Here is a 14,063-nt window from a genome sequence, read left to right as displayed (position 1 = left end):
CCCGGGGCCGGCGAGAGCGCCGTCCGTGAGGTCCTGGACAGACAGGAGAGAGTCGATGAGTGACGAGCCCCGCCGCACGGTCGTCGGACCGCCGCTGCCCGCCGAGCGGTCGCTGCCGTTCCCGCCCCGTCGGTCCGGCAGCGTCGCCGGCCGGACGATCCAGGAGTCCACGTACTCTCCGCGCCCGCCCGAGCGGCACCTGCCCGCGGACGCGCCGAACGTCGTCGTGATCCTCATCGACGACGCCGGGCCCGCGCTCCCCACGACGCTCGGCGGGGCGGTGCGCACCCCGACGCTCGACCGGGTCCGCGCGAACGGCATCGGGTACAACCGGTTCCACACGACCGCGATGTGCTCCCCGACGCGCGCGTCCCTGCTCACCGGGCGCAACCACCACCGGGTCGGCAACGGGCAGATCGCGGAGCTCGCGAACGACTGGGACGGCTACTCCGGTCACATCCCGAAGAGCAGCGCGACGATCGCCGAGGTGCTGCGCCAGTACGGCTACGCGACCGGCGCGTGGGGCAAGTGGCACAACACCCCGGCGGAGGAGACGACGGCGTCCGGACCGTTCGACCGCTGGCCCACGGGGTACGGGTTCGAGTACTTCTACGGCTTCCTCGCGGGCGAGGCGTCGCAGTACGAGCCGCACCTGGTGCGGAACACGACCCCGACGCTCCCGCCGAAGACCCCGGAGGAGGGGTACCACCTTAGCGAGGACATCGCCGACGACGCGATGCGCTGGCTCCGCGACCACAAGGCGAACGCACCGGACAAGCCGTTCTTCGTCTACTGGGCGACCGGAGCGCTGCACGGGCCGCACCACATCATGAAGGAGTGGGCGGACAGGTATGCCGGGGCGTTCGACGACGGCTGGGACGTCTACCGGGAGCGGGCGCTCGCGGGCGCGAAGGCGGCGGGCTGGGTGCCCGAGGACGCCGAGCTCACGCCCCGCCCGGACAGCCTCGCGGGGTGGGACGACATCCCCGACGACCAGAAGGCGTTCCAGGCGCGGCTCATGGAGGTCGCGGCCGGGTTCGGCGAGCACGCGGACGTGCAGGCCGGGCGGCTGCTCGACGAGGTCGAGCGGCTGGGGTACGCGGACGACACGATCGTCGTCTACATCTGGGGCGACAACGGCTCGTCGGGCGAGGGGCAGAACGGGACCATCAGCGAGCTGCTGGCCCAGAACGGCATCCCGTCGACGGTCGAGCAGCACATCGCCGCGCTCGACGAGCTCGGCGGGCTCGACGCCCTCGGCACCCCCGCGACGGACAACCAGTACCACGCCGCGTGGGCGTGGGCAGGGTCCTCGCCGTACCAGGGCATGAAGCTCCTCGCGTCCCACCTCGGCGGCACGCGGAACCCGATGTTCGTGAGCTGGCCGGGGCACATCGAGCCGGACCCCGTGCCGCGCACGCAGTTCCACCACGTCGTCGACCTCGCGCCGACGATCTACGAGATCCTCGGCATCTCCCACCCGGACACGGTGAACGGCGTCCCGCAGGACCCGATCGACGGGACGAGCTTCGCCTACTCGATCGACGACGCCGCTGCCGAGGGACGACGTCGGACGCAGTACTTCGAGATCATGGGGAGCCGGTCGGTCTACGCCGACGGCTGGATGGCGTCGGCGACCGGTCCACGCCTGCCGTGGGTGCAGGGGATGCCGGCCGGGATCCGGACCTGGACCCCGGACGAGGACCCCTGGGAGCTCTACCACCTCGACGAGGACTGGAGCCAGGCGCACGACCTCGCCGCGGAGCACCCCGAGAAGCTCGCCCAGCTCAAGGAGCTGTTCGCGATCGAGGCGGCCCGCAACGACGTCCTGCCCGTGGGCGGCGGCCTGTGGGTCCCGGCGATCCACCCCGAGGACCGGATCAGCCCGCCGTACACGGAGTGGGACCTGTCCGGGGACACGGTGCGCGTGCCCGAGTTCTGCGCGCCCGCGCTCGGCAACCGCCCCAACCGGGTGGAGATCCGGCTCTCGGTGCCCGACGCCGCGAACGGGGTCCTCTACAAGCTCGGGGGAGCGGGCGGCGGGCTCACGTGCTTCCTCCTCGACGGCGTCCTCACGTACGAGTACAACCTCTTCCTCATCCAGCGGTCCGTGGTCCGGTCGAGCGCACCGCTCACGGCCGGCGACCACACGGTGGAGGTCGTGACGACGTACGTCGAGCCGCGGCCCGCGGGGCCGCTCGAGGTCGTCCTGCTGGTCGACGGCGAGGAGGTCGGCCGGGGCACGGTGCCCGTGAGCGCGCCGCTGCTCTTCTCCGCGAATGACTGCCTCGACGTCGGGCGCGCGTACGGCGGCGCGGTGTCGCGCGCGTACGCGGACCGCATGCCGTTCGCGCTCGACGGGCGCGTCGACGCCGTGCACGTGGAGTACCTGCTGCCCGCGACCGACGGGGCGGACAGGTAGGGGCCGGAGGCGCCGCCGGCCGGGAGTTCACTCGTTCTGGGTGAGGACGCGACCGACGGCGACGACGAGCCTGAGGACAGGCCCGCGCACGGCGCGCGGGACGGACGCGGAGAGGACGCGACGATGACGCAGGAACTCAGCGACGGGGTCGGGAGCGAGCTCGGCGACCTCGAGGAGAGCGGGCCGATCGACTTCCTGGTCATCGAGCTGCCGACGGACCGCGCGACGGGCGACGCCGCCTTCCCGCACCTCGTCGACCTCGTGGACCGCGGGATCATCCGCGTGCTCGACCTCGTGGTCGTGCGCCGGGAGGACGACGGCAGCGTCGTCGGCCTCGGGCTCGAGGAGCTCGACGACGGGTCGACCGAGCTCGCGGTGTTCGAGGGGTCGCGGTCGGGCCTGCTCGGCGACGACGACCTCGACGAGGCCGCGAGCGCCGTCGAGCCCGGTATGACGGCCGTCGTGCTGGTCTACGAGAACGTCTGGGCGGCGCCCTTCGCGACCGCCCTGCGCCGCAACGGCGCCCAGCTCGTCGCGAGCGGGCGCATCCCGGTCCAGGCGCTCATCGCGTCGCTGGACGCCACCGAGCCGGACGCCTGATCCGGCCGCCCTAAGGAGGATCCCGTGCCAGGACTGATCCGCGGCGTCGCGCGCACCGCCGTCGTCGCCGGAACCGCGACCGCCGTCTCGAACCGCGTCTCCCGCCGCCAGGCGGGCCGCTGGGCCGCGCAGGAGAGCGCGCAGGAGCCGCAGTACGCCGCGCCTCCGCAGCAGTACGCGGCCCCCCAGCCGACCTACGCCGCGCCCCCCGCCCCCGCGCCCGCGGCGGCGCCGGACATGGATGCCCGCATCGCGCAGCTGACGCAGCTCGCCGCGCTGCGCGACCAGGGCGTGCTCAGCCCCGCGGAGTTCGAGGCGCAGAAGGCACGCATCCTCGCGGACTGAGCGAGGACGACCCCGACACGAAAGGCATGGACATGGACACCTTCTGGGACTGGTTCTGGCTCATGGTGTGGTGGTTCTTCTTCGTGATGTATCTGGTGATCCTCTTCCAGATCGTCGCGGACCTGTTCCGCGACCGGCACCTGAGCGGGTGGTGGAAGGCGGTGTGGCTGCTCGCGCTGATCGTCGTGCCGTTCCTGTCGGCGCTCGTCTACCTGATCGCGCGCGGCAAGGGCATGGGTGAGCGGCACGCGCAGAGCGTGGCGAGCGCCCAGGCGGCGACCGACGCGTACATCCGGGGCGTCGCGGGCTCGTCCCCGTCGTCGCAGATCGCGGACGCGAAGGCGCTGCTCGACGCCGGCGCGATCGACGCGCAGGAGTTCTCCGTCCTCAAGGCCAAGGCCCTCGCCTGACGCGACCCCGTCAGGACCGTCGAACGAGCCAGAACCCGGCGTGTCGGAAGGAACCAGCATGACCGACGAGCAGCACGTCCTGCGCCCGACCAACACGCGACCCGGCGTGCGGGCGGTCGCGCCACGCTTCACCATGCCGGACGCCGAGATGGAGCCGACGTCCGCCTACCAGGTGGTCCACGACGAGGTGATGCTGGACGGCAACTCGCGCCTCAACCGCGCACGGCGGCGGTCGAGGAGAACTGCTGGCGCATCCTCGGGTCGCTGTGGAACGTGCCGGACGTGCAGGACTGCATCGGCACGTCGACCATCGGGTCGTCCGAGGCGTGCATGCTCGGGGGCCTGGCGCTCAAGCGGCGGTGGCAGCTCGCGCGCCGGGCGGCGGGGAAGCCGGCGGACCGGCCGAACCTCGTCATGAGCTCGGCCGTGCAGGTGTGCTGGGAGAAGTTCTGCAACTACTTCGAGGTCGAGGCACGGTACGTGCCGATCTCGGAGGAGCACCCGTGCCTCGACGGCAACGACCTCGAGAAGTACGTCGACGAGAACACGATCGGCGTCGTCGCGATCTTGGGCGTGACCTACACGGGCATGTACGAGCCCGTGAAGGAGATCGCGGCGGCGCTCGACGCGCTCCAGGAGCGCACCGGCCTCGACGTCCCGATCCACGTGGACGGCGCGTCGGGCGCCATGATCGCGCCGTTCCTGCAGCCGGAGATCGACTGGGACTTCCGCCTGGAGCGCGTGCACTCGATCAGCACGTCGGGGCACAAGTACGGGCTCGTGTACCCCGGGGTCGGCTGGGTCGTGTGGCGCACGCTCGACGCGCTGCCCGAGGAGCTGGTCTTCCGGGTGAGCTACCTCGGCGGGAACATGCCGACGCTCGCCCTCAACTTCTCGCGCCCGGGTGCCCAGGTGCTGCTCCAGTACTTCCAGTTCCTGCGGCTGGGCCGGGAGGGCTACACCGCGATCCAGCAGGAGTGCCAGGACGTCGCCAAGTACCTCGCGCACGGGATCGAGGACATCGGCGCGTTCGACCTGTGGAACGACGGGTCGGACATCCCGGTGTTCGCTTGGCGGCTCAAGCCGGGCCACACGGAGAACTGGGACCTCTACCACCTCTCGGACCGGCTGCGCATGAAGGGCTGGCTGGTCCCCGCCTACCCGATGCCCGACGACCTCGCCGACCTCACCGTGCAGCGCATCGTCGTGCGCAACGGCGTGAGCCGCGACCTCGCCGACGACCTCCTCGAGGACATCCGGGTCGAGACGGAGTGGCTCGACGGGCTCACGTCGCCCATGCCCGCCGAGGGCCGGCGCTCGGGCTTCCACCACTGACCGTCGTGGACCGGCGGGAGCGTCGTCTGCGGCGCGAGGCGTGGGGGTTCGCGGTCGGGTCGCTGTGCTTCCTCGTCGGGGCGCTCCCGCCCTACGCCGACGCCGTCGGTGCGGTCGCCACGAACGTGACGTTCGTCGTCGGCGCGGTGTTCTTCACCGCCGCCGCGTTCGTGCAGCTCGGCCTCAGCGGGCGGCGCCCGCCGCGCGCGGGGACCCACCCGGCCGACCGGTGGGACTGGTGGGCGGCGGCCGTCCAGCTCGTCGGGACGCTGTGCTTCAACGTGAGCACGACGGCGGCCCTCGTCGCGGCGGTCGACGACCCGACGGCGCTCGGCGCGGGCTGGAAGCCGGACGCCTACGGGTCCGTGGCGTTCCTCGTGTCGTCGGCGTTCGCCGTCGTCGCGACGCGCGACCGCGGGCACCTGTGGGACGTCGACGCCCGCACCTGGCACGGCACGTGGCTCAACCTGGTCGGCTCGGTCGCGTTCGGCGCGTCGGCGGTCGGGGCGTACGTCTCTCCCGCGACGGGCACGTACGTGAGCGAGTGGTGGGACGACGCCGGCACGCTCGTCGGGGCGGTGTGCTTCCTCGTCGCGGCGCTGCTGTCGCGGCGGTCGGTCGACGCGCCCGCGCCGAGCGACGCGCTCCCGGCCGGGTGACGCACGTCGGGGTGCGTCGCTCGGCCGGGAGCGCAGCGCTCGCGGGCGGAAGGCTGGATCAGCTCCGGCGCGCGCGGCGCGTGAGGAGCACGATGGCGGCGCCCACCGCGGCGAGGCCCGCGGCGAGGGCCGCGTACAGGCCGACCGTCGCGCCGGTCTCCGCCAGGCTGGGGTTCTGCGCGGACGCGCTGATCTCGTTCGACACGGGGACGACGCCGGCCGGGTCGTCGTGCCCGGGCGGGTTCGTCGCGCAGTCGGGCGAGGAGGGCGGGTAGACCGTGGTCACCAGGACGTGCGGGTTGACCTCGAAGCTCACGTCGACGGCGGGGCGCACCCAGTCGTACTCGTCGCCCTGGACCCACTCGCCGTCCTCGAGGCGCCACCCCGGCCAGTCCACGCCCTGGCCCTGGTCGTCCACGACGGCGCCCGGCCACAGCAGACGACCCTGCAGCGGCAGCCCGGACGTCACGACGCTCTCCCCGTCGGGGTTGATCCACGTGACCGTCACCGTGTCGTGCTCGGTGCCCTCGACCTCGATCGCGTAGTCCAGGTACGCCGCGTCCTGCTCGCACGCCGAGACGAGCGTCGTCAGCCGCATCGACGGCTGGGCCGGCACGTACGTGTCATCCTCGGCGGCGTGCGCGGCCGGGCCGGCGAGGAGCGCGGCGGAGGCGGCGAGGGTGGCGGTGGTGGCCCGCACCAGGGTGCGGCGTCCGGTCGTGGTGCTCATGGTGGTTCCCGTCGGGTCGTGGTCGGTCGAGCGCGACGGGAGCCGTCCAGGGCGCGACCGTGCCACCGCCGAACAGGCGGTTCAGGGTGGCAAGGGCGCGGACGTGTCGGACGCGTGAGGCGGCACCGCCGTGATCGCCGGTGCCCGCACTGGCAGGGGGCTGAGCGTACGGGCACCGGCTGGCCCCCACGCTAGACAGCGAACTGAACGGCCGTCCAGTTCGATGCCGGGTGAATGTCCCGCGCCGAGAACGACACCGGTGTCGTTATCAGGGCGAAAGCGACAGCAAGGTCGTGCTCGACGGCGTGCAGCGTCGTTCTCGCGGTCGCGACCTGGTTGCAGGTGTCGTGCCGGCGCTCGTCACGCGCGGTGCGTGCGTTCCAGGACGCCGCGGACGTAGGCGGCCTGGCCCGCGTGCTGGAGGCTGTCCACGGCGATGCTCACGAGCCGGACGCCGAGCGTGACCGGCGGGTCCCACGCCTCGTCGACGACGCGGTCGAGGTCCTCGTCCGTCAGCGCGGCGAGCACGTCGTGCGACTCGACCTGCACGGCGTGCACGTAGCCGAGCAGCAGGTCGTCGCTCGCCCGCACGTGGCCGACGTCGGCGGCGGACTGCCCGTAGCCCGTCGCACGGTCGTCGAACGGCAGGTCGAAGCGGCTCGCCCACCCGTCGCGCGTCCACACCTGCTCCCGCCCGACGGCGGCGGCGACCTGCGCGTCCTGGCCGCGAGCGAGGTGCCACGCCAGCCAGGCGATCGTGTTCGCGCCCGGGTCGACGCGCGCGGTCAGCACGTCCTCCCCGAGCCCGTCGATGGCGCGGGTCGCCGTCGGTCCGATCCGGCCGAACAGGTCCTCCAGCACCGTGCGCGCGTCCACGTGTCTCCCTCTCGTCGTCGGGCACCGTCCCCAGCAGCCTCCGACGACCCGCGCGCGGTCGCGACCCGAACGGCACGTCAGCGAAGGGTGACGACGACGGTTCCCGTCTCGCGCCCGTGCTCGACGTGCCCGTGCTCGACGTGCAGGCGCGCGTCCACGATCCGGTCGAGCGGCTACGCGCGGTCCACAGGGTGCTGCGCGGACGCGCGGTCTCGCGCGCCCACCGCTCAGGGAGCGGTCAGGGCGACGATCCGGGTGTTCCCCGATCCGTCGGGGCGAGCCGCCGTGGTTCGGTGCCGACATGACCACCACCCGGCCCGTCCGCCCCGTGCCCGTCGCTCCCCGCGCCCGGGGTGCGCGCACCGCCGTCGCGACGCTGACGCTCACGTCGCTCGCGATCGCGGCGTTCGCCGTCCTCCCGTACCTCACGGCGTCCCTCCCCGCGCTGGCCCGCGACGACGTCGGGCTCGCCGCCGCGTACGCCGGGGCACCGGGGTTCGTGCTCGGCGCGTTCTACGCCCACGTCGTCGCGGGCGGGGTCGCGCTCGTGTGCGCCCCGTTCCAGCTCTGGGCCGGGCTGCGCCGCCGGCGCCCGGACGTGCACCGCTGGACGGGCCGCGTCTACGTCGCGGCCGTCGCGGTCGGCGGCGTCGCCGGGCTCGTCCTCGTCCCGGTCAACCAGGCCGGCCTCGTCGGGACGCTCGGCTTCGGGACGCTGGCCGTGCTGTGGCTGTGGACGACGTGGCGCGGGTACCGCACGGTCCGCGGCGGCGACGTGGCCGCTCACCAGGACTGGATGACGCGTAGCTTCGCGCTCACCTACGCGGGCGTGACGCTGCGCCTGTGGACGACGGCGCTCGTCGCGGCCCAGTCGGTCGCCCTCGGCGACGCGCTCGACCCGGACGTCGCCTTCGAGCGTGCCTATGCGCTCGCGCCGTTCCTCTCCTGGGTGCCCAACCTCGTCGTCGCGGAGCTGCTCGTCCGTCGCCGGCGCGCCCGGCGACCTCAGCGCACGAGCCCCGACTCGTAGGCCGCGACGACGACCTGCGCAGGGTGCCGGCTGCGCAGGTCTGTCGACCGCGCAACCCCGGGCTCGGCACGGTGGGGTGACGCGCGGACCCGGGTCGGCGCGCGGCCCGACGGCGGTGCGGCGGTTAGCGTTGTCCCGTCCCCCGCGCGCGCCGACCCGGGCGCGGCGCCGTGGTAGCCGGAGGTGCCGATGGAGTTCCCGTTCAGCCTCACCGAGGAGCAGATCCTCTCCCTCATCGTCGTGGGCACGCTCGCGGTCGTCGCGATCGTCGGCGTGAACGTCCTCGCGCCCAGGGCGGGGGTGGCGGCACCGCTGGTCCTCGTGGCGGTCGGCGTCGCGGTGAGCTTCGTCCCCGCGGTGCCGGAGATCCACTTCGAGCCCGAGTGGATCCTCGCGGGGATCCTGCCGCCGCTCCTGTACTCGGCGGCGGTCGGTCTGCCGACGATGGACTTCCGGCGGGACTTCACGGCGATCAGCGGGCTCTCGGTCGTGCTCGTCCTGCTCAGCACGGTGCTGCTCGGGTACCTCTTCACGTGGCTGATCCCCGGCATCCCGCTCGCCGCGGGCTTCGCGCTCGGCGCGATCGTCAGCCCGACGGACGCCGTCGCGACGTCGATCGTCAAGCGCCTCGGCGCGTCGCCGCGCGTCGTGACGCTGCTCGAGGGCGAGAGCCTGCTCAACGACGCGTCCGCGCTCGTGCTCCTGCGGTCGGCGATCGCCGCCATCGCGCTCACGGTGGCCAGCGACGGCGTCGCCCCGGCGTTCTCGCTCTGGGCGGTCGCGGGCGACTTCGTGTTCGCCGTCGTCGTCGCGGTGCTCCTCGGGTTCCTCGTCGGCTTCCTCGGCCTGACCGTGCGACGTCGGCTCGTCAACCCGGCGCTGAGCACCGCCGTCTCGTTCGTCGTCCCCTTCATCGCGTACCTCCCCACGGAGGAGCTCGGCGCGTCGGGCCTCGTCGCGGTCGTGACCGCCGGGCTCGTCACCGGCAACGGCGCCGCCAAGTACCTGCGGCCGCAGCACCGCCTCGCCGAGGAGTCGAACTGGCGCACCGTCGAGCTCCTCCTCGAGGGCACGGTCTTCCTCCTCATGGGGCTCGAGCTGTTCGCCCTCGTCACCGACGTGCAGGAGGCGCACGGGAGCCTGTGGCGGGCCGTCGCGATCGCGGCGCTCGCCGCCGTCGTCGTCCTGGTCGTGCGCTCGGCGTACGTGGCCACGCTCCTGCGCTCGCTCGCCCGGCGGGCGCGCCGCGGCGAGTCGATGCGCGGCGTCATCGAGGGCATGCAGGAGAAGCTCGACGCGCGCTTCGCCCCGGACGGGACGCCCGTCGCGCCCGTCGCGCCCGCGGTCGAGAAGGAACCGCCGGACGGGGCCCCGGAGCGACGGGGCGCCGCGATGGTCGCCAAGGCGCCCCCGGAGCGGGTGGGCCGCCTGCGGTCGTCGCTGCGCCGTCGCGCGGCCGACATCGACTACCTCACGGCCGAGCCGCTGGGGTGGCGCGAGGGCACGCTGCTCGTCTGGGCCGGGATGCGCGGCGTCGTGACGCTGGCGGCGGCGCAGACCCTGCCCACGGACACGCCGCAGCGCTCGTTCCTCGTGCTCGTCGCCTTCGGGGTCGCCGCGGGGACGCTCGTCGTCCAGGGCGGCACGCTGCCGTGGGTCGTGCGCCGGCTGGGGCTGGCGGGCGGGTCGACCCGCGCCGACGAGGACCGCGGCGCCGTCCGCGTCGAGCTCGACGCCGCCGCCGTGGCCGTCATCGACGCGCCCGACCTGCGTCGCGACGACGGCACCACGTACGACGGCGACGTCGTCGCGCGCGTGCGGCGCGACGTCGTGCGCGAGCTGGAGAACCGCGACACCGACGCGGCGACGTCGGCCGACCTCTTCGCCCAGTACAAGGAGCTGCGTCTGCGCGCCATCGCGGCGCAGCGGGTCGCGCTGCTCGACGCGCGGACCTCGGGCGCGTACAGCTCGCAGGCCCTGCGGCACGCGCTCGACCTCCTCGACGCCGAGCAGATCGACCTCGAGCTGCGCCGCGGCCCCTACGTCCCGGGCGACGACGACTGAGGGCGGAGGGCCGCGTCCGGGCGGCGGCCGGGACCGGACGGGTGGAGCCCGGTGACGGCCATGACCACCGAGTAGAGGCTCGTCTCGGCGGTGAGGAAGAGCCGGTTGCGCTTGGGTCCGCCCCAGGCGATGTTCGACACCGCCTCGGGGACGACGAGGCGCCCGATCAGGGTTCCGTCCGGGTCGTAGCAGTGCACGCCGTCGTCCATGGCGGCCACCCACAGCCGCCCGTCCGCGTCGAAGCGCAGGTTGTCGAAGCGCGCGGCGGGACGGCCGGCCGCCTCCGCGAAGACGCGCCCGGGGGAGAGCGTGCCGTCGTCGCGCACGTCGTAGACGCGCACGTGGCCGGCACGGGTGTCGGACACGAAGAGCTGTCGCTCGTCGGGTGAGAACACGAGCCCGTTCGGCGCGCCGAGATCGTCCGCGACGAGGCGCACGTCCCCCGTGGTCGGGTCGAGGCGGTAGACGTTGTTCGCACCGATCTCGCTCGACGCCCGGTGCCCCTCGTAGTCGCTCGTGATCCCGAAGTCGGGGTCCGAGAACCAGACGGTGCCGTCGGACCGGACGGCCGCGTCGTTCGGGCTGTTGAGGCGTCGGCCGTCCCAGCGGTCCGCGAGGACCGTGACCGAGCCGTCGTGCTCGGTCCGGGTCACGCGGCGGTTGCCCTGCTCGCACGTGACCAGGCGGCCCTGCTGGTCGAGCGTGCTGCCGTTGCTGTGCCCGGCGGAGCGGCGGAAGACCCGGACGTCGCCGCTCTCCTCGTCCCAGCGCAGCATCCGGTCGTTGGGGATGTCGCTCCAGACGACCTGACTCCAGGCCGGGACGTAGATCGGGCCCTCGGCCCATCGGCACCCGGTGTACAGGACCTCCAGGTCTGCGTCGCCGTTCATGCAGCGTCCGGTACGGAAGCGCTCGTCGAACATCTCGTACAGCGGACTACGAGAACTCATCCATCCACCCCATCGCGTAGAACGAAGAACAATCTTCGGTACAGCGAGAAGATTGGGTGATGGGATACTGTCCTTGCAAGTCATCGCCGAACGGACGGAGAAGTCGTGGACCACCTCGACCGTGAGCTGCTCGTCCAGCTCCAGCGCGACGCGACGCAGTCGTACGCGACGCTGGGAGAGGCCGTGGGCCTCTCGGCCGGCGCCGCGCACGAGCGCGTCCGCAAGCTCCGGGCGCGGGGCGTCGTCCGTCGCACCACGATCGACGTCGACCCGGCTGCGGTCGGCGGGGCGCTGCTCGCCTACGTGATGGTCGACTCCGACGCCTGGATGGGCAGCTCCGGGGACGACTTCGCGGCGATCCCCGAGGTCGTCGAGGCGCACGTCACGGCGGGCACGGCGTCCGTGCTGGTCAAGGTCCGGACCGCCACCACCGAGCAGCTGCAGGACGTGCTGCGCCGGATCCACGCCGTCGACGGCGTCAGCGGGACCCAGTCCGTCGTCGTCCTCGAGACCTTCTTCGAGCGACCGGTCTCGCCCGCCACCCCGCCGGCCTGACCGCGCGGCGGCGTCCCTCCCGCCGGCCTGACCGCGCGGCGGCGTCCGCCGGGCGCCGGGCCGGGGACGTCACACGTCGGCCGCGGCCAGCGGGCCATCGACCCCCACGACGCCGAGCTCGAGGCGTGCGATGCCGTCGACGGGGACGGCGGACGACGCGCCGAGCCCGTCCGAGGTCCCCGCCTCGGTGGACGACCACGTGGCGACGACCTCCCGGGCGCCGGCGTCGTCCACGAGGACGAGCTGGTACGTCGCACCGTCCTCCCACTCCCCGACGGGGTACGAGCACGACCAGTCGAGACGCGTGCCCCACGCGGCCGGGGTCAGCGTGAGGTCGGCGCGCACGTCCGCCGCCCCGACCGGCTCCAGCGCGACCTCGGTCGTCGCGGTCGCGACCGGGGGCGCGGCGACGTCCGGCCGCGTGACCGCCGCGCCGCCCACGCCGCCCGCCACGACCAGCCCGACGGCGGCCGCCGAGAGCAGCGCGCGACGTCGGACCTGGCGGTGCCGCGCGCGTGCCGCGACGGCCGCGAGCGGGACGACGGTGCCGTCGTCCCCGTCCGGCGCGTCGCCGCGCACGACGCCCGGTGCGCTGGAGAGCGTGCGAGAGCCGGCGCCGTCCACGAGCGCGTCGGCGTGCTCCGCGGTGAGCATGCCGAGGATCCCGGGCATGCCGGCGAGCTCGCCGACCGCCTCCCGGCACGCGGGGCACGACGTGAGGTGCTGCTCGAACGCGCGCCGGTCGCGCGGGCTGAGCGCACCCAGCACGTACGCCGCGTCCCACTCGCGGTACGGGTCCGGGGGAGGGGTGGCGGTCATGACGAGACTCCCTTCTCCTGCAGCGCGAGCCTCAGCGCGCGGAGCGCGTAGTGCATGCGGGACTTCACGGTCCCGGGCGGGACGCCGTGCGCCGACGCCATCTCGGCCACGGAACGCCCGTGGTAGTACGCGTCGACGACGACGGCCCGGTGCTCGGGGGAGAGCGACACGAGCGCGTCGGCGACGAGCCACGCGTCGAGGACGGCCTGCGTCGCGTCCGCCTCGCCGTGGTCGGGGACGTCGGCGCTCGCGAGCTCGCGGCGGTGGTGCGCGCTGCGCAGCTCGTCCACGACGAGGTTCCGCGCGACGGTGAAGAGCCACGCGCGCACCGAGCCCTCCGGGCGCCCCAGCACCTCGGGATGGCGCCACGCCCGCAGCAGGGTCTCCTGGACCACGTCCTGCGCCTGCGCGGGGTCGTCGGTGAGGCGCGCGACGTAGCGCTCCAGCGCGGGACCGTGCGCGGCGTGGACCGCCCGCAGCAGGTCGTCGGCGTCGGCGCGCACGCGCGGCGCCTCCCCGTCCGTCACGACCCGGCCGACGGCACGAGGTCGAGGCCGAACTCGACGCTGCCCGCGTCGTCGACCGTGACGAACCCGAGGCTCGGCGCCTGGACGTCGAAGTCGGAGAACGTGATCGGGACGCTCCCGACCACCTGGACGCCGTCGGCGGTCGTGCCGACCTGGGCATCGACCGTGACGGGCCGCGTCACGCCGTGGATCGTCAGGTCGCCCGTGAGCTCGACGTCGGCGGTGCCCGTCGGGAGGTCGGCGGGCTCGGTCAGGGCGAACGTCGCGGTGGGGAACGTCCCGACGTCGAGCGCGGAGCCGCGGAAGTAGGCGTCCCGCGGCGGCTCGTCCGTCGCGACGCTCGCCATGTCGACCTCGACCGTCGCCGCGGTGAGCGCGCCGTCCGCGACGGTGAACGACCCTGTGACCTGGTCCGTCCGGCCGGTCACGGTGACGTCCTCGCCCTGCAGCACCTCGTGGACGCGGTACCCCGCGAACGAGCCGTCCGCGACGGTCCAGCCGCCCGCGAGGCTCGCCGGGTCCAGGGCGCCCGCGTCGCCCGACGGCGCGTCGAGCGTGGGCTCCTCGGCCGCGGCGCGGTTGGACCAGTCCGCGTACAGGCCGGGGCCGACCACGACCGCGGCACCGCCCAGCACCGCGACACCGACCCCGACACCCACGAGCACCTTCGTCCTCCTGCGCACGTCCGTTCCTCCGATCATCCTCCGTCGACCCCGTCACCCAGGAAGACGAGGCGGTCGG

Annotated in this window: 14 protein-coding genes and 1 pseudogene; 9 read left to right on the top strand and 6 right to left on the bottom strand. The window is 73.8% G+C overall.

The window, feature by feature from the left end; genetic code table 11:
* Nucleotides 1-55: 55 nt before the first annotated feature.
* The 6 genes and pseudogenes from ACFC2L_RS16865 (at nt 56) to ACFC2L_RS16840 (ending at nt 5,771) form a co-directional block, all read left to right on the top strand.
* Nucleotides 56-2,422, top strand: a complete 2,367-nt coding sequence (locus ACFC2L_RS16865) for an arylsulfatase (protein ID WP_375825480.1) — start codon at nt 56-58, stop codon at nt 2,420-2,422.
* A gap of 123 nt (nt 2,423-2,545) precedes the next feature.
* The gene (locus tag ACFC2L_RS16860; protein WP_375825479.1) at nt 2,546-3,022 is read left to right on the top strand and encodes a DUF6325 family protein; all 477 of its coding nucleotides are present in this window, start codon (nt 2,546-2,548) and stop codon (nt 3,020-3,022) included.
* 24 nt (nt 3,023-3,046) lie between these two features.
* Entirely contained in the window at nt 3,047-3,367 is a 321-nt protein-coding gene (locus tag ACFC2L_RS16855; RefSeq protein WP_375825478.1) for an SHOCT domain-containing protein, read from the top strand.
* A gap of 32 nt (nt 3,368-3,399) precedes the next feature.
* Nucleotides 3,400-3,777: an SHOCT domain-containing protein gene (locus tag ACFC2L_RS16850; RefSeq protein WP_375825526.1), complete on the top strand. Its 378-nt coding sequence runs from the start codon at nt 3,400-3,402 to the stop codon at nt 3,775-3,777.
* 58 nt (nt 3,778-3,835) lie between these two features.
* A pseudogene (locus ACFC2L_RS16845) lies at nt 3,836-5,112 on the top strand (glutamate decarboxylase).
* Nucleotides 5,113-5,117: 5 nt separating this feature from the next.
* A complete protein-coding gene (locus ACFC2L_RS16840) occupies nt 5,118-5,771 on the top strand; it encodes a hypothetical protein (RefSeq protein WP_375825477.1) in 654 nt (217 codons plus the stop codon).
* A gap of 58 nt (nt 5,772-5,829) precedes the next feature.
* Here the strand turns inward: ACFC2L_RS16840 and ACFC2L_RS16835 are convergent, their stop codons facing one another.
* Complete coding sequence (locus tag ACFC2L_RS16835; RefSeq protein WP_375825476.1) at nt 5,830-6,501, bottom strand: peptidase; 672 nt, start codon at nt 6,499-6,501, stop codon at nt 5,830-5,832.
* Between the two features lie 360 nt (nt 6,502-6,861).
* Nucleotides 6,862-7,377: a DinB family protein gene (locus ACFC2L_RS16830; RefSeq protein WP_375825475.1), complete on the bottom strand. Its 516-nt coding sequence runs from the start codon at nt 7,375-7,377 to the stop codon at nt 6,862-6,864.
* A gap of 301 nt (nt 7,378-7,678) precedes the next feature.
* Here ACFC2L_RS16830 and ACFC2L_RS16825 point away from each other — a divergent pair, with 301 nt between their 5' ends.
* The gene (locus ACFC2L_RS16825; RefSeq protein WP_375825474.1) at nt 7,679-8,407 is read left to right on the top strand and encodes a DUF2306 domain-containing protein; all 729 of its coding nucleotides are present in this window, start codon (nt 7,679-7,681) and stop codon (nt 8,405-8,407) included.
* 189 nt (nt 8,408-8,596) lie between these two features.
* The gene (locus tag ACFC2L_RS16820; protein ID WP_375825473.1) at nt 8,597-10,471 is read left to right on the top strand and encodes a cation:proton antiporter; all 1,875 of its coding nucleotides are present in this window, start codon (nt 8,597-8,599) and stop codon (nt 10,469-10,471) included.
* Here the strand turns inward: ACFC2L_RS16820 and ACFC2L_RS16815 are convergent.
* Nucleotides 10,447-11,421 carry an SMP-30/gluconolactonase/LRE family protein gene (locus ACFC2L_RS16815; protein WP_375825471.1) on the bottom strand — a complete coding sequence of 325 codons (975 nt, stop codon included), beginning with the start codon at nt 11,419-11,421 and terminating at the stop codon, nt 10,447-10,449. The two genes, ACFC2L_RS16820 and ACFC2L_RS16815, sit on opposite strands and share 25 nt — an antisense overlap.
* Before the next feature lie 105 nt (nt 11,422-11,526).
* Between ACFC2L_RS16815 and ACFC2L_RS16810 the strand changes: the two genes are divergently transcribed.
* The gene (locus ACFC2L_RS16810) at nt 11,527-11,976 is read left to right on the top strand and encodes an Lrp/AsnC family transcriptional regulator (protein ID WP_375825470.1); all 450 of its coding nucleotides are present in this window, start codon (nt 11,527-11,529) and stop codon (nt 11,974-11,976) included.
* Nucleotides 11,977-12,045: 69 nt separating this feature from the next.
* Here the strand turns inward: ACFC2L_RS16810 and ACFC2L_RS16805 are convergent, their stop codons facing one another.
* Genes ACFC2L_RS16805 through ACFC2L_RS16795 form a run of 3 tightly spaced genes read right to left on the bottom strand, consistent with a single transcriptional unit; the run spans nt 12,046 to nt 14,005 of the window.
* Nucleotides 12,046-12,795 (bottom strand): zf-HC2 domain-containing protein, encoded by a 750-nt coding sequence (locus ACFC2L_RS16805; protein WP_375825469.1) that lies wholly within the window; start codon nt 12,793-12,795, stop codon nt 12,046-12,048.
* The gene (locus ACFC2L_RS16800) at nt 12,792-13,298 is read right to left on the bottom strand and encodes a sigma-70 family RNA polymerase sigma factor (RefSeq protein ID WP_375825468.1); all 507 of its coding nucleotides are present in this window, start codon (nt 13,296-13,298) and stop codon (nt 12,792-12,794) included. Before ACFC2L_RS16800 ends, ACFC2L_RS16805 begins: the two co-directional genes overlap by 4 nt.
* Before the next feature lie 20 nt (nt 13,299-13,318).
* On the bottom strand, nt 13,319-14,005 hold the full coding sequence (locus tag ACFC2L_RS16795) for a YceI family protein (protein WP_375825467.1): 687 nt from the start codon (nt 14,003-14,005) through the stop codon (nt 13,319-13,321).
* Nucleotides 14,006-14,063 lie beyond the last annotated feature (58 nt).

Origin of the sequence: Cellulosimicrobium sp. NPDC055967 (assembly GCF_042269845.1) — a bacterium.
Classification (GTDB): domain Bacteria; phylum Actinomycetota; class Actinomycetes; order Actinomycetales; family Cellulomonadaceae; genus Cellulosimicrobium.
This window is presented reverse-complemented; position numbering and strand designations above follow the sequence as displayed.